Raw genomic sequence first — 19,853 nt, 5'->3', positions numbered from 1 at the left:
ATGTAAAAATAGGTATATTAAGTTTTATTTTCTTCAAAACTAGACTATTGATAAATTGGTTAAGATAAAAAGTAAGAAAGTATTGATGAATTGCATTGAAAGCAACTTAAAGAATAATTTTTAAAAAAAATCTGGTTTAATTGATGTACTTGGTTACGATTTCTAAAAAAACATCTCTGTCAAAAGGTTTTGTTAAATAATCATTCATTCCTAATTCTAAGCATTTTATTTTCTCTTCTTCTATACTGTTAGCGGTTAACGCTATAATAGGTGTAGTTAATTTCAATTTTTTTCTAATGATGTTTGTCGCTTGAAAACCATCTAAAACAGGCATTTTAAGGTCCATTAAAATTAAATCTGTTGGATTTTTTTCTAGAAAAGCAACAGCTTGTTCACCGTTTGTAGCTTCTGAAAGGGTTATTTCATATTCGCTTAATATAACTTTAACTACCATTATATTCATCATATTATCATCTACCACAAGTACTCGTTTCCCTTTTAATTTGCTAATATTATTTTTCATATATAGTTATTAATTCCTAAAAAGTATAAAATGTTAGGCCGTGTTTACAGCAATTGTTTACCGAACAATATTATATTTAAAATCAAATGTTCTTAAAATTGACAATAAGCTCCATGCAATTAACATTCTACTTTACAATAATAATGTAATCTATAGATAAAGATAAGGTTTTAAATTTTTATAAGAGTCAATGCTTAAAAGATAAAAAAGAGATTTTTAAATAACATTAAGGTAGAATTTAGATCAATAGAATAACAATATTTAAATAGTAATTTAAAATTATCTTTATTAATTTGCTAGTGCTTAGTTTTAGCAAATAAAAAATCTTCTAATAAATAATATAAGTTTACAATAAATTAGGAATTTTAAAAATTTATGTACTATATTTATGATGTTGTTTATTAATTTATTAAATATTATGAATTTACCCCCAAATTCCGATCTTTCAAAAATTACTTTTTACGATCTTAAAGATGTAGAAACAATGTGCAGAGGCAATAAAGATTTAATCTTAGAAATGGTTAAGGTTTTTATTGATCAAATTCCACAGTTTATAAAAGAATTGAATACTGCTTATTTAGCGGATGACATTGTAAAAATTAAGAACGAAGTTCATAAATTTAAACCAACAGTTCACTTTTTTGGAGCCCATAAGCTAAAAGAACAACTTTTACTACTTAACGAAGAAGCAATAGGTACGCTAAATAAAACTGAGTTAAAAGTTATAATCGATAAATGTAGCCTATATGCAAATGAGGTTATAAATGGGTTAAAGAATGACTTTAAAATACAATAAAAGATGAAGAAAACAATTTTAGTTTTAGATGATGAATTGAGCATTTGTATGCTTTTGCAAAACTTTCTTTCGCAAGATTATGAGGTAATAACTAAACACAATCCATTAGAAGCATTAGAATGGTTAGATAGTAATATACCCGATCTTATTATTTGTGATATTCAAATGCCAGATATGGATGGTTATGAGTTTTTAACCAAAGTGCGTCAAAGAGGTTTTACAAAACATACTCCAGTAGTTATGTTATCTGGTAGAGCAGAAAGTAAAGAACGTATTAAATGTTATAGGCTTGGTGCTCAAGATTATTTAACAAAACCATTTAATCCTGAAGAACTTGAAGAGTTAGTTAAGAAAAATTTGTACCCAATTCATTTTGCAATTGAGTGGTAATAATAAGTTTTAATATTACAAATTAAATAGAGTACAAATGAGTTTGAAACTTAATATCTTATATATAGGTAGTTTAGATAACTATTTTAATGTAGAAAAAAGCGATCATTTTTCAGTTACAAGAATAGAAAACAGTGTAAAAGCTACACGATATTTACAATCAAATAAAACTGTAAATGCTATAATATGCGATTACTATTTACCTGGTAATACTGGTTTTTTTCTTTACAAATGGTTGCGTGCACAAAAAGAATATGATACTATTCCTTTTATTATTCTCTGTAAAGAATTTAATGTGGACATTTATAAATCTGCCTTTAAAAAGCAGATAGATGATTATTACGTGTTTTCTGTAAGCAATCCTAAAGATATTCTAGATAGAGTGTCTTATTTATGTGAAAATAAGAAACCAAAATCAAGTAAAATAGTCGAAAAAAATGTTTCAGAAGGTTACAAAATGCCGCTATCTAAACGTTTGTTTGATATTGTTGTAGCTTCATCTGTGCTTCTTATTGCATCTCCGTTTCTACTACTAATAATCATAGCTATAAGGTTAGAATCTAAAGGAAAAGTGTATTATATATCAAAACGTGTTGGTAGAAAAACGTTTGACTTTTATAAACTAAGATCTATGAGAACTGGTTCTGATGAATTATTAAAAAAATTAGCTGCCGAAAAAAATCAATACAAAAAAGAAAACGTAAAATCAGAAGTAAGTTCTTTAGATATACCTTGTCCAAAATGTAGTAGTTTACCCGAAGGTGAATCCTGTTCGCCAATTATGTATATAGAATCACGCCAAATATGCGATTATTGGTTAACTGTGCAAAAAAGAGAAGCTGCCAAAAATGATTCAACTTTTGTTAAAATTGTAGATGATCCTAGAATTACAAAAGTGGGTAAATTTATACGAAATACCAGTATTGATGAGCTTCCACAGCTTATAAATGTTTTAAAAGGAGATATGTCTATTGTAGGTAATAGACCATTACCTGTATATGAAGCAGAAGTACTTACTGGTGATGATTTATCAAAACGATTTTTAGCACCTCCTGGAATTACTGGCTTGTGGCAAGTAGAATTAAGGGGTAAAGGAGGTAAAATGTCTGAAGAAGAAAGAATGAGGCTAGATAATGAATACGCAGAACAATTTAGAGGAAATAATTATTCTTTTTGGTACGATATTAAACTTATTCTTAGAACAATTCCAGCATTGTTTCAATCAGATACTGTTTAGTAAAAAAAATATTTATGAATAATATTGTTAAGGTAATATTTCTTATACACTTAATTTTTTTTCAATTAAGTTCTATTAAAGCACAAACAATTAAGAATACAAAAGAAGCAATTGTATACAGCAATAAATTTCAATTTCCATCGCTAGAAGCAGTAATAGATTCTGTAATAAAAAATAGTGGAATGGTTAAGTTTCGGAAGAAACATATAGGTGTTACTGAATCTACATTAGCATCAGAACGTATTTATTGGACAAGAAATTTTGGTATTCAGGCAGATACAAGGTATGGTAACCTAAGTAACTTTGCTACAGATAGTGATGGTGTTAATACTACTGCTGCTTTAACCACAGCTCGTCAATTTAACTATAGCGTTGGTGTATATTTAAAATTTCCAATATTCGATTTTTTAAACAGAAAAAATCAACTGAAACTTGCAGAATTAGAAGTAGATGAAGCAAAACATATGGCAGAATTTCAAGAACAAGAAATCAGGCAAACTGTTATTAGAATGTATCAAGATATGCTTTTAAAAAACAACATACTTAAAATTCGATCTAAAAGTTTAGCAGATGCTAAAGTGAATAAGCAAATGGTAGAAAAAGAATTTAGAAATGGTGTAGTTGCTGTATCAGAATATGTAAGAATAAACAATATAACATCAAACATAGAGGCAGAATATGAGAAAGCATTTTCTGAATTTATTACCGTAAAAAAAATGTTAGAAGATATGGCAGGTTTTGTCTTTGGTTTAACTAATTAAAATTATAAAGATGACTATAGTCGATTTTATTCGCTTAATCTTAAAACATATAGTACTATTAATTACAGTGCCTATTTTGTTGGGTGTTTTGGTAATTTTACTTACCATGAACCCATCTTTCGAATACTCCTCACAAACTCTCTTATACACAGGTTTAGCAACAGGTTCTTCTATTGAAATGGATAAAACCTTTAACTATCAGGCAACAAACTCTGCATTTGATAACTTAATTAATATCATAAAATCTAGAGAAACTCAAGAAGAAGTAGCTATTCGATTACTTGCATTGCATTTAATGCTACCCGAAGCAAATCCAAAATATATTTCTGAAGAACTTTTTAAAGAATTTCAAGAAAAAATACCAAAATATTTATACGATTATGTATCTACTGAAGAAGGAACTTATAATGTTGAAAATAAAATAGAAGGTACTGACGAAAAACTGTTTCCAGAGCAAATAGATAGATATAAATATGAAAAAACGGTTGAAAATTTAATTGCTTTTATGAAAAGCAGTAATGATAATTATGTATATGAACTTTTAAATTATGACGAAGATGATCATTACTCTTTAAAAGCAATTTCAAGTATTACTGCACAAAGAATAAATAGTAGCGATTTAATTAAATTAAGTTACACTGTTAATGACCCTGGTATATGCCAGCAAACGCTTGCCATATACAATAGTGTTTGTATTAAAAATTACAAACTTATAAAAGAAAATAGATCTGATGCTGTTGTAAAATATTTTCAAAATGAATTAAAAAAGGCAAGAGTAGAATTAAAAAATGCAGAGGATGAACTTCTTGAATTTAATAAATCTTCTAAAATTATAAATTATTACGAGCAAAGTAAAGCCGTAGCTGTTGTTAAAGAAGACATGGAGGTCGACTACAAAAAAAATATTGCAGAATTAGCGGGTTTAAATGCAGGAATAACACGTTTAGAAAAAAAATTAGATATACAAGAAATTATTCAAGAAAAAAATAACCTTATACTTGATAAAAAGAAACAATTAGGAGATTTAAACTTTCAACTTTCCTTATTAAAAGCAGAAAACCAATCGAACTATAGCCTAGAAAATTCTAATAAAATAACTCAATTAGAAAATGATACAAAAAAACTGAACGATGAAATTAAAAAAGGGGTAGATCAATTATATTCCTACCAAAATTCAATTGATGGCTTACCTGTTTCTAAATTATTACCCGACTGGATGAACAATGTTGTGGAATCGGAAAATTTAAAAGCAAAACTTAGAGTATTAAATCAGCAAAACAAAGAGTTTCAAGAAACGTATGCAAGATATGCTCCTGCTGGTGCAAATATGAAACGATTAGAGCGAGAAATATCTGTTGCTGAGCAAGGCTATCTAGAAATTCTTCATGGTTTAAATTTAGCAAAACTAAAACTACAAGACAGTGAATTGTCATCAGACTTAAAACCTATAGACATCCCATATTATCCAGTTTCTCCTAACCCAACAAAAAGAGCCATTTTAATTATTGCAGCTTCATTTTTAGGAGGTATTTTAACATTGGGAATTATTTTTATGATGGAATACTTTGATGATTCTCTTAAAAACTCTCAAAGTGCCAGTAAAAAAACTGGTTTTCCTTCTTTAGGGATGATTCCTAAAATTATTTTAGATCCAGGTAGTTTTAATTTAAATTTTATTAAAAATCGATTGATAGAAATTATAACTCAAAATATATTTCAATTTTTCGGTTTTAAAGAGGATACAAATAAGACTAAAATTATTGTAGTTTTTAGTACACAAAAATTAGAAGGTAAAACGGTTACAGCAGGCAATATTGCAAAAACCTTTAAAAAAGAAGGTAAAAAAGTGTTATTGCTCAATTATAAACAAGAACAGGCCACTGTTAAACCACAAGGCAAATCACCAATTTTAAATAAAATATTTGGGTATCCAGATCCAAGAGTAGATGTTAACAATCCTTTTTTAGCAGATGTTTCTAGTTATCTATCACCATCAGAATATGATTATTATGAATTAAATAACGATTTCTTTAATGCAAAAACGCATACAGATATTTTTCAGTCGAATAATATCACCTTAAAGAACAATCTAGATTTTATCATTATAGAAATACCTGCAATTATTTATTCCAATTATCCAACTGAGTTAATGGTAAATGCAGATTTAAATATTTTAGTATGTAGAGCTAACAGAGCATGGTCTACTGCAGATGAATCCGCAATCAGTAATTTAAGAGAAGTTTGTGGCTCTAAGCTTAATATTATTGTTAATGGAGTAAATATTAACGAAGTAGAATCTATGCTAGGAGATTTACCAAAAAAGCGATCAAAATTTAGAAAAAAAATCAAATCAATATTTAAGTTTCAATTCTTTTCAAAAAATCAAATTTGAAATCAAGCTAATGAAAATGTTGAAAAAAATAATAAGAGAAGATAATTTTTTATCCTTAGCAGGTAACGTTGTTATTGCGCTTTTGGGTATAAGTGGCTTTGCATTACTAGCCAGAAGTTTATCTTTAGATGTTTTTGGTGAATGGGTGCTCTTTATAACTGGAGGCTCTTTTGTAGAAATGTTTCGTTTTGGTATTACAAATACTGGGTTAATTCGGTTTTTATCTGGTGCAGACGAATCTTCTAGAAATAAACTCATTGGGTCTAATGCGCTAATTGGTTTAGGTGCAACCGTATTTATTGCAGCAATTTTAGTGTTTTGTAATATTGTTTTTAAAGATACAATTGGTAATTCTGGATATAATTTATTTTTTAAATGGTATCCGCTTTTAGCTTTTTTAAATCTTCCTTGGAACAATGCTTTAGTAGTTTTACAAGCAGATAGAAAATACGGAAAAATATTAATTGTTAAATCGGTAAATAGCGGATTGTTTTTTTTAACGATTGCAGTAAATTATTTTTATTTAGAAATGACCTTAAATGAATTGGTAATTGCATTACTAATTATAAATGCATTTACTTCTTTTATAACCATAATTTTAGGTTGGGATGGCACTAAATTAATTACCAAAGCAACCTCTGTAACAAATAAAACATTATTAGATTTTGGTAAATACACCACATTTACACTAATTGGCAGTAATTTATTAAGAAGTGCAGATACTTTAATTTTAAGTTTAAGTCCTTTAGGAAACGAAGCAGTTGCACTCTACAGTATTCCGTTAAAACTTACAGAATTACAGCAAATTCCATTGCGTAGTTTTGTAGCCACTGCATTTCCAAAAATGTCTAAAGCCAGTGTTCAAGGTAGGATAAATGAGGTTAAAGAATTATTCTACACTTATTCAGGGGCTTTAACTTACCTGTTTATTTTAATGAGTATTTTCACTTTTGTTTTTGCAGAGTTTTTAGTGTTGATTTTGTCTGGAGAACAGTATTTAAAGGTAGATCCAGTTACTGGCTTTAATGTAGTAAATATTGTAAGAGTCTTCTCTATTTATGGTCTTTTATTGCCAATTGATAGAATGACAGGTATTGGTCTAGATAGTATAAATAAACCCAATATTAATGCCATTAAAGTATTTGTGATGGTTGCTGCAAATGTTATCGGAGATTTTATAGCCATTTTTGTATTTGAATCGCTTATACTTGTTGCAGTAGCTTCAATCGTTTTTACTTTAGTGGGCATCTGGATGGGGATGTACTTTTTAAATAAAGAGCTCACCTTATCTTACAAAGAAATTTTTCTAAGCGGAATTGATTTTTACAAAAATCTAAAAAATAAAATTATAAAAAATCGCTTTGCCTAATTGAACACATTCATAAAAAAGGATATTGAGTACAAATAATCAGCATAGTAATCCATTTGAAAAACTACCAGGTTCTGCAGCTTTGGCAAATCCTAAGAATATTTTATTATTTTTTGTGGGTGTTTTATTTGTTGGCCTTGTACTTGCCAAATTGAAATTAGTAGGGATAGGACTTTTTTTAGCACTAGTATTTGGTACTGTTTATTTAAATTTATTATTTAAAAACCCTATTTTAGGTTTTTATACAGCAATAGGTCTTAATTTTGTTATACTTGGTATTGGTAGGTATATTAAAGGGTTACCATTGGGTTTCGCTATTGATGGTATCATGATTATTACATATTTAGCCCTTATTTTTTCTAGATTTAAAGAACGTGTAGATTGGTCTCCAGCAAATAAAACCATTACTAAATTAGCGGGTATTTGGTTATTGTATTGCATTTTACAAATAGCAAATCCCGAAGCAAGAATGATTGAACCTTGGATTGCAGGTAGGGGTGTTGGTTTTTATTTCTTCTTTTTTTTGATATTAACTTTTATGTTAATTAACACCCATAAAAAGCTAGATACCTTTTTATATGTATGGGGATGTTTTTCTATACTTGCTACATTTAAAGGCTTTGTTCAAATGGCTTTTGGTGTTGATTATGCAGAACAGGCATGGCTAGATAATGGAGGTGCAGAAACACATGTGCTTTTTGGAAAGCTTAGAGTGTTTTCATTTTTTAGTGATGCAGGACAGTTTGGTGGTAATCAGGGATATGCAGGCGTAGTATTTATGATTTATTCAATGTCTAAAAAAGGAATTCAAAAAGTATTCTTTATCACTGTAGGGCTTTTAGGTTTTTACGGAATGATGATTTCTGGAACAAGGGGTTCTATAGCTGTGCCTTTTGCGGGGCTTATGACATTTTTTGTACTGAGAAAAAATGTAAAAGTATTAAGTGCTGGTGTTATTTTTGTTGCACTTATTTTTGTTTTTTTCAAGTATACCATGATTGGTAATGGAAATTATCAAATAAGAAGAATGAGAACTGGTTTTGACCCCAATAATCCTTCTTTATTGGTTAGAAAAGCTAATCAAAAAAAACTAAAAGTGTATTTAGCATCTAGACCCATAGGTGGTGGTATTGGACACGCAGGAGACAAGGCACAACGCTTTTTACCTCACGCTTATTTATCGAACGTAGCTACAGATAGTTGGTATGTAATGATTTGGGCAGAGATGGGCATAATTGGTTTAGTGTTTCACCTAGGCGTGCTTTTTTTTACAATCGGTATGGCATCTTATAAAGTAATGTTTAAAATTAGAGACCCAATAACAAAAATAAAAATGAGTGCTCTAATTTCTGGTATGGCAGGTGTAATGTTAGCTTCCTATGGTAATGCAATATTAGGAGGTATGCCAACAGCCTTATTATTTTATGCTTCCATGGCAATTATGTCTACACCAGAAACTTTTGAAAAAGAATTCACAGAAAAAAAAATAAGTATAGCCTAAGTTTTTAGAAAACATTGCGCTATATTTAAAACAAAAATCAACTATAAACCCTCTTAAATTATTTATTATGAATTACAGAAATATAAAGGACTTAAATAACATTATACTTAAAAGACTAAGTATAATTCCTCGTGATTTCGATTTAATTGTTGGTGTACCAAGAAGTGGTATGTTACCTGCAAATCTTTTATCACTTTATTTAAATAAGCCTTATACAGATATTGATTCGTTTTTAAATGGCCATATTTACAAAGCAGGAGCAAGAAGTCAGTTTTTTGAGGAAGGAGCTTACAAAAAAGTGTTAGTGGTAGATGATAGTATTGCATCTGGCTCTGCAATGATAGAATGTAAAGAGAAATTAAAACATCTTGAAGATAAATTCGATTTAAAATATTGCGCCATATTTATCATTCCTGGAAAAGAAAAAATGGTAGATTATTTCTTTGAAATCGTTCCACTACCAAGATACTTTCAATGGAATGTTTTAAACCATACTACTCTAGAAAAAGCTTGTTTTGATATTGATGGTGTTTTATGCGAAGATCCAACACCAGAACAAAACGATGATGGAGAAAAATACATCGATTTTATTTTAAACGCACCACCTTTATTTATTCCTGGAGCTAAAATAGGAACTATAGTAACATCGCGTTTAGAGAAATATCGAAAAGAAACAGAAACTTGGTTAGCAGCTCAAAATATTAAGTATAACGATTTAATTATGTTAGACTTACCAGACATGGCTGCAAGACAAAAAGCAAATAATCATGGAGATCATAAGGCAAAAGCATACATGTCAAAACCTTACGTACTTTTTATTGAAAGCGAATACAACCAAGCTGTAGAAATTAATAGAATCTCAAAAAAACCAGTATTGTGTACTGCTAATTTTGAAATGATATTTGAATCAGAATCATTTATGTATAACCTTAAAAGTGGTAAACACTTGCCTTTTTTAAGAGAATTTGGTTTAAAAGTACGTAATAAACTAAGAAAACTTAAAAAATAAAACATTACAGTTCCTTCTTTTTCTTACTAACCAATTACCTTTACTATGCTAGTACTTAATATTATACAAATCATTTTGCTAACTCTTTTGGGTTTAGCAACCCTCTATATTTTTATATTTTCGGTAGCCAGTCTTTTTTACAAACAAAAAACATATTCTGATAACGGAAATCTAAAAAAAATGGCAGTTTTAGTGCCTGGTTATAAAGAAGATGGAGTAATTGTAGAAGTAGCCAATTTGGCATTACAGCAAGATTATCCTTCAGATTTATATGATGTTGTCATCATTGCAGATTCTTTTCAAAAAGAAACTTTAGCAACTTTAAAAACATTGCCTATTAAGTTGATAGAAGTAAGTTTTGAGAAAAGTACAAAGTCTAAAGCATTAAATAAAGCCATGGCTCAACTTGATGCAGATTATGATATTGCTGTAGTTTTAGATGCAGATAATGTTATGGCTTCTGATTTTTTAAAGAAAATTAATGCAGTTTTCGAATATGATTTTATAGCAGTACAAGGTCATAGAACAGCAAAAAATGTAAATAATTCTTGGGCAATTTTAGATGCCATTAGCGAAGAAATCAATAATAATATTTTTAGAAAAGGGCACAGAGTATTAGGCTTATCTTCTGCAATTATAGGTTCTGGTATGGCATTTCGTTATCAATATTTTAAATCATTAATGGCTACAGTTACTGCTATTGGAGGTTTTGATAAAGAAATTGAATTAAAAATGCTAAAAGAAGGTCGTAAAATTGTCTATTTAGATGATGCTGTTGTGTACGATGAAAAAATACAAAAATCAGAAGTATTTGGTAATCAACGCCGTAGATGGTTATCGGCTCAATTCCATTATTTTAGAAAAGATATTCTATCAGCCATTAAACATTTATTTTTGAAAGGAAATGTTGATTATTTTGATAAAGCCATTCAATTTATACAGCCGCCAAGAATTTTATTATTGGGTGCAGTTATTTTATCTACCATTGGTTTTGTAATCGTAAATTATGTTTTAGAAAATGAAATTATTTACTCAAAATATTGGATAATATTAGCATCAGCTTGTATATTATCTTTCATTTTCTCTGTACCAAGATCGTTTTACAACTTAAAAACCTTAGGAGCTTTGGCAAGTTTACCTAAAGGGATGTTTATGATGTTATTGTCGTTACTTAAAATAAAAGGAGCTAATAAAACATTTATTCATACGCAACATACATCAAGCTCAGAAGATATAAAACAAAATAAATAAGTGTAAATTTTTTAAAATCCCCCTAATGAAAAAACAGAAACTAGAAAAATTAGAGGCCATTCGTGGATTTTCAGCACTTTACGTGGTGCTTTTTCACATGCTTCCCCAAAAAATTATGTTTTTGGGAATTAATATTGGTATTCTTTTTCGTTTTGGTTCTGAAGCTGTAATTATGTTTTTAATATTAAGTGGTTTTGTAATAAAGTATACATGGGATAGAAACCCGGATAAAACTTTTAAAACCTACTTTTTAAAACGATTTGTTCGTATTTACATTCCTCTCTTATTTATTTTCCTAATGGCTTATCTTATGAAATGTTATAGTGAAGGAGGTTTTGCAGATCCTGAAATCACAACGCTTTTAGGTAATTTATTTATGCTGCAAGATGTAATTTCATTAAAACCAAATGTAATTTCTCCCACTTATTTAGGCAATGGAGTACTTTGGTCGCTTTCTTATGAATGGTGGTTTTATATGCTCTTTTTTTTATTATCAGATCGAATAAAACCCAAAAAACTCAATTTTTGGGTGAATGTAATAACCATTACAGCAGCTATTTCATATTTGTTTTATCCTTTTATTTTAAATAGAATTGTCATGTATTTTGCCATTTGGTGGATAGGCGTAAATTTTGCGGAAACGTATTTACATGGTGAAACGTATACATTTGCATCTATAAAAAAATACGCTTATATTTTACTTTTTATTTTAGGGATTTTAGGACTCAATTTATACATCAATTTCGAGTATACTAAGGTTTACGATTATCCTTTGGTAGCTTTTCCTTTTATAGAATTAAGGCATTTTACATTTGCTTTTATAGCCATGTTTGCGGGTGTAATTTGGAACAAATTAAACTGGTTTGGCTTCGATAAGTTATTCGGAATTTTTAAGTATTTGGCGCCTTTTTCTTATGTAATGTATATATCACATCATTATTTGGTGGTCGAAGCTACTTACTTAAACTTTATAAATAATAAAATTATTGAATACTCATTATACCTTCTTTTTATGCTTCTCTTTTCTTATGTAATAGAAGTGGTTTTGTATCCTAAAATTAAAAAAAGATTAATGATGAATTACGCAATTAACTTTTAAATTAGTGCATTATGAAAATTGGTATAGAAGGACAAAGACTTTTTCGTAAGAAAAAACATGGTATGGATATGGTTGCTTTAGAGTTGATTAAAAATCTTCAACTTTTAGACCATAAAAACGAGTACTTTATTTTTGTAAAGCCAGATGAAGATAACACAGTTCTTAAAGAAACCCCCAACTTTAAAATTATTGAATTAAATGGAGGTCCTTACCCAACTTGGGAGCAAATAGCTTTACCAAAAGCGGCTAAAAAGTATGGTTGTGATGTTTTGCATTGTACAAGTAATACAGCACCTTTTTTTACGAGTATTCCTTTAATCACTATTTTACATGATATCATTTATATGGAAAGTAGCTATTTAAAAATACTCTCTAGCAGTGCTACTACGTATCAAAAATTTGGGAATATTTACAGAAAGTTAGTGGTGCCAAGAGTGGTAAAAAAGAGCAAAAAAGTAATTACAGTTTCTCATTTCGAGAAAAACAGAATTGGAGAATTTTTTGGGATAAAAGGCAATGCTAAATTAGATGCAATTTATAACGGAGTTAGCGAACACTTTAAACCAATAACCGATCAAAAAGAACTAAAAAGAGTTAAAGACAAATACCAATTACCAGATCAATTTTTCTTTTTCTTGGGCAATACAGATCCTAAAAAAAATACCAAAGGAACCTTACAAGCTTTTTCTGATTTTTTAAAAGAAACAGGTTCAAATCATAAATTGGTGATGCTAGATTACGATCAAGTAGAATTGAAAAAACTTTTAGTAGAAATTAAAAATCCAGATTTAATCAACAGTATTTTGCTAACAGGTTATGTTGTAAATACAGATTTACCTGCCATTTATGCGCAGTGTGATGTTTTTTTATATCCATCATTAAGAGAAAGTTTTGGTATTCCTATGCTAGAAGCAATGTCTTGTAATGTGCCTGTAATCACTTCAAATACATCGTCTATGCCAGAGGTTGCTGCAGATGCTGCTCATATTATAGACCCGTTTAAACCAGAAGAAATTACACAAGGAATCTTAAAAATATTGGATGATGAAAATTATAGAAAAAATCTCTGTAATAAAGGTTTAGAGCGTAGCAAAGAGTTTTCTTGGCATAATATGGCTAAAGAATATTTAAAACTTTATGCATTAATTGATGCAGAAAATTCTAAAAAATAAAGATATGATTAAAGGTAAAGACATCATTGTAGTAGGTATACAAGCTTGGGATATCGAAATTGGAAGCAATTGTAAAAATATTGCTGCAGAATTTGCTAAAAATAATCGTGTTTTATATGTAAATCCGCCAATGACTAGATCTGTAATGCGCAGTCAAAAGGATAAAGCTACCATTCAAAAAAGAATCCGAATTAAAAATGGAGAAGAAAATGATTTGGTAGAAATTGATAAAAACTTATGGAACTTATACCCAAAATCAATCGTTGAATCTATCAATTCAGTTCCTATCCATTCGTTGTTTAAGATCTTAAACAAAAGAAATGCTAAAATTTTTGCGAATGATATTAAGAATGCAATTTCTAGAATGGATTTTAAGAATTTTATCCTATTTAACGATAGTTCTATGTTTTTAGGTTTGCATTTAAAAGAGTTTTTACAACCAAAAGTATACGCTTATTATATGCGAGATTATTTGGTAAAAGTTCCTTATTGGCAAAAACATGGTGAACGTATTGAACCACAGGTTGTAAAAAAAGCCGATGTAGTTTTAACAAATTCTGAATTTTTTGAAGATTTTTGTAGAGCTTATAACAACCACAGTTATATGGTTGGGCAAGGCTGTGATGTTTCCCATTTTAGTGATGAGGATGATAGCATCATAATTCCAGAAGAATTTAAAGAAATTCCATCACCTATAATTGGCTATGTTGGGTCTTTAACAAGTTTACGATTAGATATAAAGTTGTTAGAGTTTATTGCTGAAGAGCGAAAAAACTGGAGTATCGTTTTAGTAGGCCCAGAAGATAATGATTTTAAAAACTCGAATCTTCATAACATGTCTAACGTTTATTTTTTAGGACGAAAAGATGCCTCTCAATTGCCAAATTATGTAAAGGGATTTGATATTGCTACAAATCCGCAGTTGATTAATAACTTAACTATAGGGAATTATCCAAGAAAAATTGATGAATATTTGGCCATGGGAAAACCCATTATAGCAACGCAAACCAAAGCAATGCAAATGTTTAAAGAAAATGTGTATTTGGGTGAGACCAAAGAAGATTATGTAGTGTTAATTGAAAAAGCTTTAGCCGAAAATTCTGAAGAACTCATTGCAAATAGAATCGCTTTTGCCAAAAGTCATACTTGGCAGAATAATGTAAAAGCCATTTACGAATCAATTATTAAAGCAACGAAAGACAGTATAGAATGGGATTAAAAGAAAAAATAAAATCGAATGAACGCATTAAAAAATTAGTGCATTGGTCTATCTTAATTCCTAAGCAAACAAGACCAAGATTATGGATCAAATGGTTTGTAAATCCTTTTTATCACAAAAAAGGAAAAGGAGCAATTGTAAGACCAAGAACAAGAATGGATGTTGTGCCTTGGAATAAATTTGAACTAGGTGAAGATTCAACTATCGAAGATTTTTCGGCCATAAACAATGGAGTAGGAAACGTAATTATTGGAGATAGAACCAAAATAGGATTGAGTAATACTATTATTGGACCTGTAATTATTGGTAATGATATTAGACTTGCTCAGAACATCACACTTTCTGGTTTAAACCATAATTACGAAGATATTAGTGTGCCAATTCATGTACAAGGAGTATCTACTTCACCCATCGTAATTGAAGATAATTCTTGGATTGGTGCAAATGTAGTGGTAGTTGCTGGTGTTACTATTGGCAAACATTGTATAGTGGCTGCTGGTAGTATTGTAACTAAAGATATACCACCATATTCTGTAGCTGTAGGTAATCCTGCAAGAGTTTTAAAACAGTATAACCATCAAACTAAGGTTTGGGAAAAAGTAAAATAATATGGAAACATTAGAAATTATTTTTTGGATTTTATTATTCATCATAGTGTATACTTATGTGGGGTATGGAATATTATTATACGCAATTATTAAAATCAGAAGGATTTTTAATATTGGACAAAAAAAATCCATTGATACCACTTACGAACCTGAAGTTACTTTATTTATAGCTGCATATAATGAAAAGGATTATGTGGAAGCTAAAATGAAAAATTCGTTAGCATTAGAATATCCGAAAGAAAAATTAAATATTATTTGGGTTACAGATGGTTCTGATGATGGTACTCCAGATTTGTTACAAGGGTATCCTAATACAAGCGTTTATCATTTAGATGCAAGAAATGGTAAAATTGGTGCTATGAATCGTGGTATGGAATTCGTAAAAACGCCCATTGTAATTTTTAGTGATGCCAATACCAACTTGGGTAAACAATCTATTAGACGTATTGTGAATCTGTTTAGCAGTCCAAAAGTGGGTTGTGTTTCTGGAGAAAAAAGAATTGTAGATAAAGAAGCTGACGTGGCTTCTGGTGCTGGTGAAGGTTTGTACTGGAAATATGAATCTACTCTAAAAAAATGGGATGCTGAATTGTATTCTGTTGTTGGTGCAGCTGGCGAATTATTTGCGATTAGAACCGAATTGTATAGACACGTAGAAAAAGATACCATTCTTGATGATTTTATCATTTCTTTACGAGTTGCACAAGATGGCTATACCATTCAATACGATCCTGATGCGTATGCTATAGAAACTGCTTCTGCAAATGTAAAAGAAGAATTAAAGCGTAAAATTAGAATTTCGGCTGGTGGAATTCAATCTATTGTAAGATTACGATCTTTATTAAATGTTTTTAAATATGGAACTTTATCGTTTCAATACATTTCTCATCGTGTTTTACGTTGGAGCTTAACACCTTTATGTTTAATTGCGTTAATACCGGTTTTGTCAATATTGGCAATCCAAGAAGGGTTGTTTACGCTATCATTATACACTGTGTTTTTTTGGTTACAAGTGCTGTTTTATGCAGCTGCATTGTTAGGTTGGTTCTTAGAAAATAGAGAAACAAGAATTAAATTATTATTTGTTCCTTATTACTTTTTTATCATGAATTTATCGGTTGTTTTAGGGTTCTTTCGCTATCTAAAAAAATCGCAATCTGTAAATTGGGAACGATCAAAAAGAGCGGCATAAAAAAGGGAATTTAGTAACAAAAAATAAAATCAATTATGGATAGAAGAAAAGCAATAGGAGGTATTTTAGCCATTACAGGGATTAGTTTTGCTTCCTTTAAAGGGATTAGTTTTTTTTACGGTACTTCAAATAGAGGTAGCCTTGTAGATCATAAAAATTTAATTGCAGAATTGGTAGATGTTATTATTCCACCCACAGATACTCCTGGTGCAAAAGAAGCTAAAGTGCATGATTATATTATCGATTTTATGGAAGCATGTTCATCAAATAAAGAATTCAACACATTTTTTAATGGTTTAAATGATGTACAAGAAACAGCTGAAAGCGATTATAATTCTACTTTTGAAAACTGTTCATTATCACAAAAAACAGCAATACTAAAAAAATTGGATACAGATAGCGACCCAAATAGTTTATTAACTAAAATTGATAACAAAATATTTGGAAGATCTTTTTTTAAAATATTAAAAGCATTAACAATAGAAGGATATTGTACGTCAGAAATTGGCGCAACACAACTGTTGGCTTATGATCCAGCTCCAGGAAAATACATAGCAATTACAGAATTACAACCGAACCAAAAAGCTTGGGCAACAAGATAAAATTATGATGAAAACACAAACTAACAGAAACACTTTTGATGCCATTGTTGTTGGGTCTGGTATTAGTGGAGGATGGGCTGCAAAAGAGCTTACAGAAGGTGGACTAAAAACATTGGTTTTAGAACGTGGTGCAGATAAAGAGTTTAAAACATCTTCTAATGATCCTTGGGATTTTAAATATAGAAACCATTTAACAAAAGAAGAATTAAAAGAAAGACCCATACAAAGTAGCCATTGTGATGCTGGGAATAAAGATTTCTACGTAAAAGATTCAGAACATCCATACATTCAAGAAAAACCATTTAAATGGATACGTGGTTATCAAGTTGGTGGTCGTTCTTTAACTTGGGGGCGATTAAGTTATCGTTTGGGAAACATCGATTTTGAAGCCAATAAAAAAGATGGTTATGGAATAGATTGGCCTATTAGATATGCAGATTTAGAAAAATGGTACGATTATGTAGAAGAATATGTAGGTGTTAGTGGTAGCTTAGAAGGATTAGATCATGTACCAGATGGTGTTTTTTTACCACCAATTCCAATGAATGCTGTAGAAAAGCATCTCAAAGAAAGCATTAGCAAACAATATTCAGATCGTGTAATTATAAATGGTAGAGTTGCTAATTTAACCGAATATAAAAAAGGTAGAGGTAGATGTATGTACCGTAATTTATGCAGTAGAGGTTGCCCTTATTCTGGTTATTTTAATAGTAATACATCAACCTTAGTAGATGCCAATAATACTGGTAAATTAACCTTAAGAGCAAATTCAATTGTAAAAGAAGTGTTGTACGATAAAAACACAGCAAAAGCTGTAGGCGTTACTATTATAGATGCTATTACAAAAGAAGAAATGAATTATTATGCCAGAATCATTTTCTTAAATGCATCAACAATAGGTACAGCTTCTATTTTATTAAATTCGGTTTCAGAAACATTCCCAAATGGTTTAGGTAATTCTAGTCTTCAAATTGGTCATAATTTAATGGATCACATCGTAAATGAAGGTACTTATGGAACTTTTAACGGTTTACTCGATAAATATTATAAAGGTAGATCTCCAGGAACCATTTATATTCCTAGATTTCAAAATTTAGGTAATGATACTCAAACCAATGATTTTGTAAGAGGTTATGGAATTCAAGGTAAAGGTGAAAGAGAAAATTGGCAATCGAAACCCACAACAGGTTTTGGTGCTGAATTAAAAGCACAACTAGAAACTCCTGGAAAATGGAAAATTTCTTTAGGTGGTAGAGGTGAAGTGTTACCTTATTATGAAAATAAAATTTCTTTGGATAAAAATAATGTAGATCAATGGGGATTACCGCTTGTAAAAGTACATTTTGAATATGGAGCAAATGAAAAAGCCATGATGGAACATATGACTAAAGCAAGCGAAGAAATGCTCAAAAAAGCAGGATTCGAAAATGTAGGCAGTTATAGAACAAGTCCAGATCCTGGTTCTGCGGTTCATGAAATGGGAACTGCTAGAATGGGGAATGATCCTAAAACATCAGTATTAAATAAATATAACCAAATGCATGATGTTAAAAATGTATTTATCACAGATGGAAGTTGTATGACTTCATCAGCATGTCAAAATCCGTCGTTAACCTATATGGCACTTACAGCTAGAGCCTGTAAATATGCAATTGAGCAATTTAAATCAAATATTATATGAGAAAATTAAAAGCAGTAATTGTTGCTTGTGCATTGTTTGTTTTAGGATTTGTAGTTTTCTATTTGGTAAAACAACCTACTTACTCCATTAAAACAGAAGGTATTTTATACGTTGTAAATAAAGTAAGTAAAAGTGTTACAATTTTCGATTTAAATAAAGGGCAAGAACTCAAAGAACTCCCTATTGCTGTAGAACCACATGAAGCCGCATTTGTTAAAAATTTGAATAGATTGGTAGTTACTAATTATGGCTCATCCAACGAAAATGGCAACAATGTTACTGTAATTGATCCAAAAGATAATGAGGTTATTCATGAAATATCATTGGGAAAAAGCTCAAAACCTCATGGAATAATTCCTCTTAAAACACATCATAAAGTAGCAGTTGTAACAGATATTGGCAATGATTTATCCATTGTAAATGTAGCAACAGGGAAGTTAGAAAAGCAAATAGCAACTCAACAAGAGTTTAGCCATTTATTGGTTGAGCATCCTAAAAAACCATTGGTATATATTTCAAATATAAATTCGGGTTCTGTAAGTGTTATCGATATTCAATTAGATTCAGTTGTAAAAGTCATTCCGTTTTCTAATAAGGTAGAAGGTATTGATATTTCAGCAGATGGCACTGAACTTTGGGTAACAAATATCAAAGAAAATTTAGTTTATGTGTTGAATACAGAAACCTACGAAACCATAATTACTATGCCCACAGGAAAAGAACCTTTGCGTTTAAAATTCTCGAAAGATGGTAAATATTGTTTGGTTTCTAATGCTACTGATGGTACAATTTCTGTTTATGATAGCAAATCAAAAAAACAAATAGCAACTATACATATACCTGGTAAAAAGAATATTCTCGAAAAAATACTTTACCACACACCACGTCCAGTAGGGATATTATTCCATCCTAATGAGCAGTATGCCTTTGTTTCAAATTTTACAGCTGGTAGAGTAGAGGTGATTGATTTGAATAGTTTTACCATTGTAAGTAGTATTAAAGTAGGGCAAATGCCTGATGGCTTAGCATTAATTAACTAAATTTGTCCGCT

Annotated in this window: 18 protein-coding genes; 17 read left to right on the top strand and 1 reads right to left on the bottom strand. The window is 29.9% G+C overall.

Annotated elements, in window-relative coordinates:
* Positions 1-136 precede the first annotated feature (136 nt).
* Positions 137-523: a response regulator gene (locus tag ACWYN7_RS08890; RefSeq protein WP_462859563.1), complete on the bottom strand. Its 387-nt coding sequence runs from the start codon at positions 521-523 to the stop codon at positions 137-139.
* Positions 524-941: 418 nt separating this feature from the next.
* Here ACWYN7_RS08890 and ACWYN7_RS08885 point away from each other — a divergent pair, with 418 nt between their 5' ends.
* From ACWYN7_RS08885 to ACWYN7_RS08805, 17 genes are all read left to right on the top strand, one after another.
* Positions 942-1,319 carry an Hpt domain-containing protein gene (locus ACWYN7_RS08885; RefSeq protein WP_462859561.1) on the top strand — a complete coding sequence of 126 codons (378 nt, stop codon included), beginning with the start codon at positions 942-944 and terminating at the stop codon, positions 1,317-1,319.
* Between the two features lie 3 nt (positions 1,320-1,322).
* Positions 1,323-1,709, top strand: coding sequence for a response regulator (locus ACWYN7_RS08880; RefSeq protein WP_462859560.1), 387 nt, complete (start codon positions 1,323-1,325; stop codon positions 1,707-1,709).
* A gap of 37 nt (positions 1,710-1,746) precedes the next feature.
* Entirely contained in the window at positions 1,747-2,946 is a 1,200-nt protein-coding gene (locus ACWYN7_RS08875) for a sugar transferase (protein WP_462859558.1), read from the top strand.
* A gap of 14 nt (positions 2,947-2,960) precedes the next feature.
* Positions 2,961-3,707 carry a TolC family protein gene (locus ACWYN7_RS08870; protein ID WP_462859557.1) on the top strand — a complete coding sequence of 249 codons (747 nt, stop codon included), beginning with the start codon at positions 2,961-2,963 and terminating at the stop codon, positions 3,705-3,707.
* 10 nt (positions 3,708-3,717) lie between these two features.
* Complete coding sequence (locus ACWYN7_RS08865; protein WP_462859556.1) at positions 3,718-6,099, top strand: GumC family protein; 2,382 nt, start codon at positions 3,718-3,720, stop codon at positions 6,097-6,099.
* Between the two features lie 19 nt (positions 6,100-6,118).
* Positions 6,119-7,468, top strand: a complete 1,350-nt coding sequence (locus ACWYN7_RS08860; protein ID WP_462859554.1) for a lipopolysaccharide biosynthesis protein — start codon at positions 6,119-6,121, stop codon at positions 7,466-7,468.
* A 25-nt stretch (positions 7,469-7,493) separates the two neighbouring features.
* On the top strand, positions 7,494-8,969 hold the full coding sequence (locus tag ACWYN7_RS08855; protein WP_462859553.1) for an O-antigen ligase family protein: 1,476 nt from the start codon (positions 7,494-7,496) through the stop codon (positions 8,967-8,969).
* 67 nt (positions 8,970-9,036) lie between these two features.
* The gene (locus tag ACWYN7_RS08850; protein WP_459485349.1) at positions 9,037-9,978 is read left to right on the top strand and encodes a phosphoribosyltransferase; all 942 of its coding nucleotides are present in this window, start codon (positions 9,037-9,039) and stop codon (positions 9,976-9,978) included.
* A gap of 180 nt (positions 9,979-10,158) precedes the next feature.
* On the top strand, positions 10,159-11,229 hold the full coding sequence (locus ACWYN7_RS08845) for a glycosyltransferase family 2 protein (protein WP_462859552.1): 1,071 nt from the start codon (positions 10,159-10,161) through the stop codon (positions 11,227-11,229).
* Between the two features lie 25 nt (positions 11,230-11,254).
* A complete protein-coding gene (locus ACWYN7_RS08840; RefSeq protein WP_459485345.1) occupies positions 11,255-12,328 on the top strand; it encodes an acyltransferase family protein in 1,074 nt (357 codons plus the stop codon).
* A gap of 11 nt (positions 12,329-12,339) precedes the next feature.
* Complete coding sequence (locus ACWYN7_RS08835) at positions 12,340-13,500, top strand: glycosyltransferase family 4 protein (RefSeq protein ID WP_462859551.1); 1,161 nt, start codon at positions 12,340-12,342, stop codon at positions 13,498-13,500.
* A gap of 4 nt (positions 13,501-13,504) precedes the next feature.
* Positions 13,505-14,719, top strand: a complete 1,215-nt coding sequence (locus tag ACWYN7_RS08830; protein ID WP_462859550.1) for a glycosyltransferase — start codon at positions 13,505-13,507, stop codon at positions 14,717-14,719.
* Complete coding sequence (locus tag ACWYN7_RS08825) at positions 14,710-15,327, top strand: acyltransferase (protein ID WP_459485338.1); 618 nt, start codon at positions 14,710-14,712, stop codon at positions 15,325-15,327. The genes ACWYN7_RS08830 and ACWYN7_RS08825 overlap by 10 nt, the downstream gene beginning before the upstream one ends.
* A 1-nt stretch (position 15,328) precedes the next feature.
* Positions 15,329-16,519, top strand: a complete 1,191-nt coding sequence (locus ACWYN7_RS08820; protein WP_462859549.1) for a glycosyltransferase family 2 protein — start codon at positions 15,329-15,331, stop codon at positions 16,517-16,519.
* A 35-nt stretch (positions 16,520-16,554) separates the two neighbouring features.
* Positions 16,555-17,121 (top strand): gluconate 2-dehydrogenase subunit 3 family protein, encoded by a 567-nt coding sequence (locus ACWYN7_RS08815; RefSeq protein ID WP_459485335.1) that lies wholly within the window; start codon positions 16,555-16,557, stop codon positions 17,119-17,121.
* Between the two features lie 7 nt (positions 17,122-17,128).
* The gene (locus ACWYN7_RS08810; protein ID WP_462859548.1) at positions 17,129-18,802 is read left to right on the top strand and encodes a GMC oxidoreductase; all 1,674 of its coding nucleotides are present in this window, start codon (positions 17,129-17,131) and stop codon (positions 18,800-18,802) included.
* On the top strand, positions 18,799-19,842 hold the full coding sequence (locus ACWYN7_RS08805) for a YncE family protein (protein WP_462859547.1): 1,044 nt from the start codon (positions 18,799-18,801) through the stop codon (positions 19,840-19,842). Before ACWYN7_RS08810 ends, ACWYN7_RS08805 begins: the two co-directional genes overlap by 4 nt.
* Positions 19,843-19,853 lie beyond the last annotated feature (11 nt).

The sequence above is a fragment of the Polaribacter sp. M10 genome (assembly GCF_054968445.1).
The sequence above is the reverse complement of the archived record's forward strand: the minus strand, read 5'-3'. Positions and strand labels throughout refer to the sequence as shown.

What these genes read in the sequence shown, in the direction of transcription:
- ACWYN7_RS08890 (WP_462859563.1), bottom strand. Translation starts at nt 523, where the DNA reads ATGAAAAATAATATTAGCAAATTAAAAGGGAAACGAGTACTTGTGGTA.
- ACWYN7_RS08885 (WP_462859561.1), top strand. Translation starts at nt 942, where the DNA reads ATGAATTTACCCCCAAATTCCGATCTTTCAAAAATTACTTTTTACGAT.
- ACWYN7_RS08880 (WP_462859560.1), top strand. Translation starts at nt 1,323, where the DNA reads ATGAAGAAAACAATTTTAGTTTTAGATGATGAATTGAGCATTTGTATG.
- ACWYN7_RS08875 (WP_462859558.1), top strand. Translation starts at nt 1,747, where the DNA reads ATGAGTTTGAAACTTAATATCTTATATATAGGTAGTTTAGATAACTAT.
- ACWYN7_RS08870 (WP_462859557.1), top strand. Translation starts at nt 2,961, where the DNA reads ATGAATAATATTGTTAAGGTAATATTTCTTATACACTTAATTTTTTTT.
- ACWYN7_RS08865 (WP_462859556.1), top strand. Translation starts at nt 3,718, where the DNA reads ATGACTATAGTCGATTTTATTCGCTTAATCTTAAAACATATAGTACTA.
- ACWYN7_RS08850 (WP_459485349.1), top strand. Translation starts at nt 9,037, where the DNA reads ATGAATTACAGAAATATAAAGGACTTAAATAACATTATACTTAAAAGA.
- ACWYN7_RS08845 (WP_462859552.1), top strand. Translation starts at nt 10,159, where the DNA reads ATGGCAGTTTTAGTGCCTGGTTATAAAGAAGATGGAGTAATTGTAGAA.
- ACWYN7_RS08840 (WP_459485345.1), top strand. Translation starts at nt 11,255, where the DNA reads ATGAAAAAACAGAAACTAGAAAAATTAGAGGCCATTCGTGGATTTTCA.
- ACWYN7_RS08835 (WP_462859551.1), top strand. Translation starts at nt 12,340, where the DNA reads ATGAAAATTGGTATAGAAGGACAAAGACTTTTTCGTAAGAAAAAACAT.
- ACWYN7_RS08830 (WP_462859550.1), top strand. Translation starts at nt 13,505, where the DNA reads ATGATTAAAGGTAAAGACATCATTGTAGTAGGTATACAAGCTTGGGAT.
- ACWYN7_RS08825 (WP_459485338.1), top strand. Translation starts at nt 14,710, where the DNA reads ATGGGATTAAAAGAAAAAATAAAATCGAATGAACGCATTAAAAAATTA.
- ACWYN7_RS08820 (WP_462859549.1), top strand. Translation starts at nt 15,329, where the DNA reads ATGGAAACATTAGAAATTATTTTTTGGATTTTATTATTCATCATAGTG.
- ACWYN7_RS08815 (WP_459485335.1), top strand. Translation starts at nt 16,555, where the DNA reads ATGGATAGAAGAAAAGCAATAGGAGGTATTTTAGCCATTACAGGGATT.
- ACWYN7_RS08810 (WP_462859548.1), top strand. Translation starts at nt 17,129, where the DNA reads ATGAAAACACAAACTAACAGAAACACTTTTGATGCCATTGTTGTTGGG.
- ACWYN7_RS08805 (WP_462859547.1), top strand. Translation starts at nt 18,799, where the DNA reads ATGAGAAAATTAAAAGCAGTAATTGTTGCTTGTGCATTGTTTGTTTTA.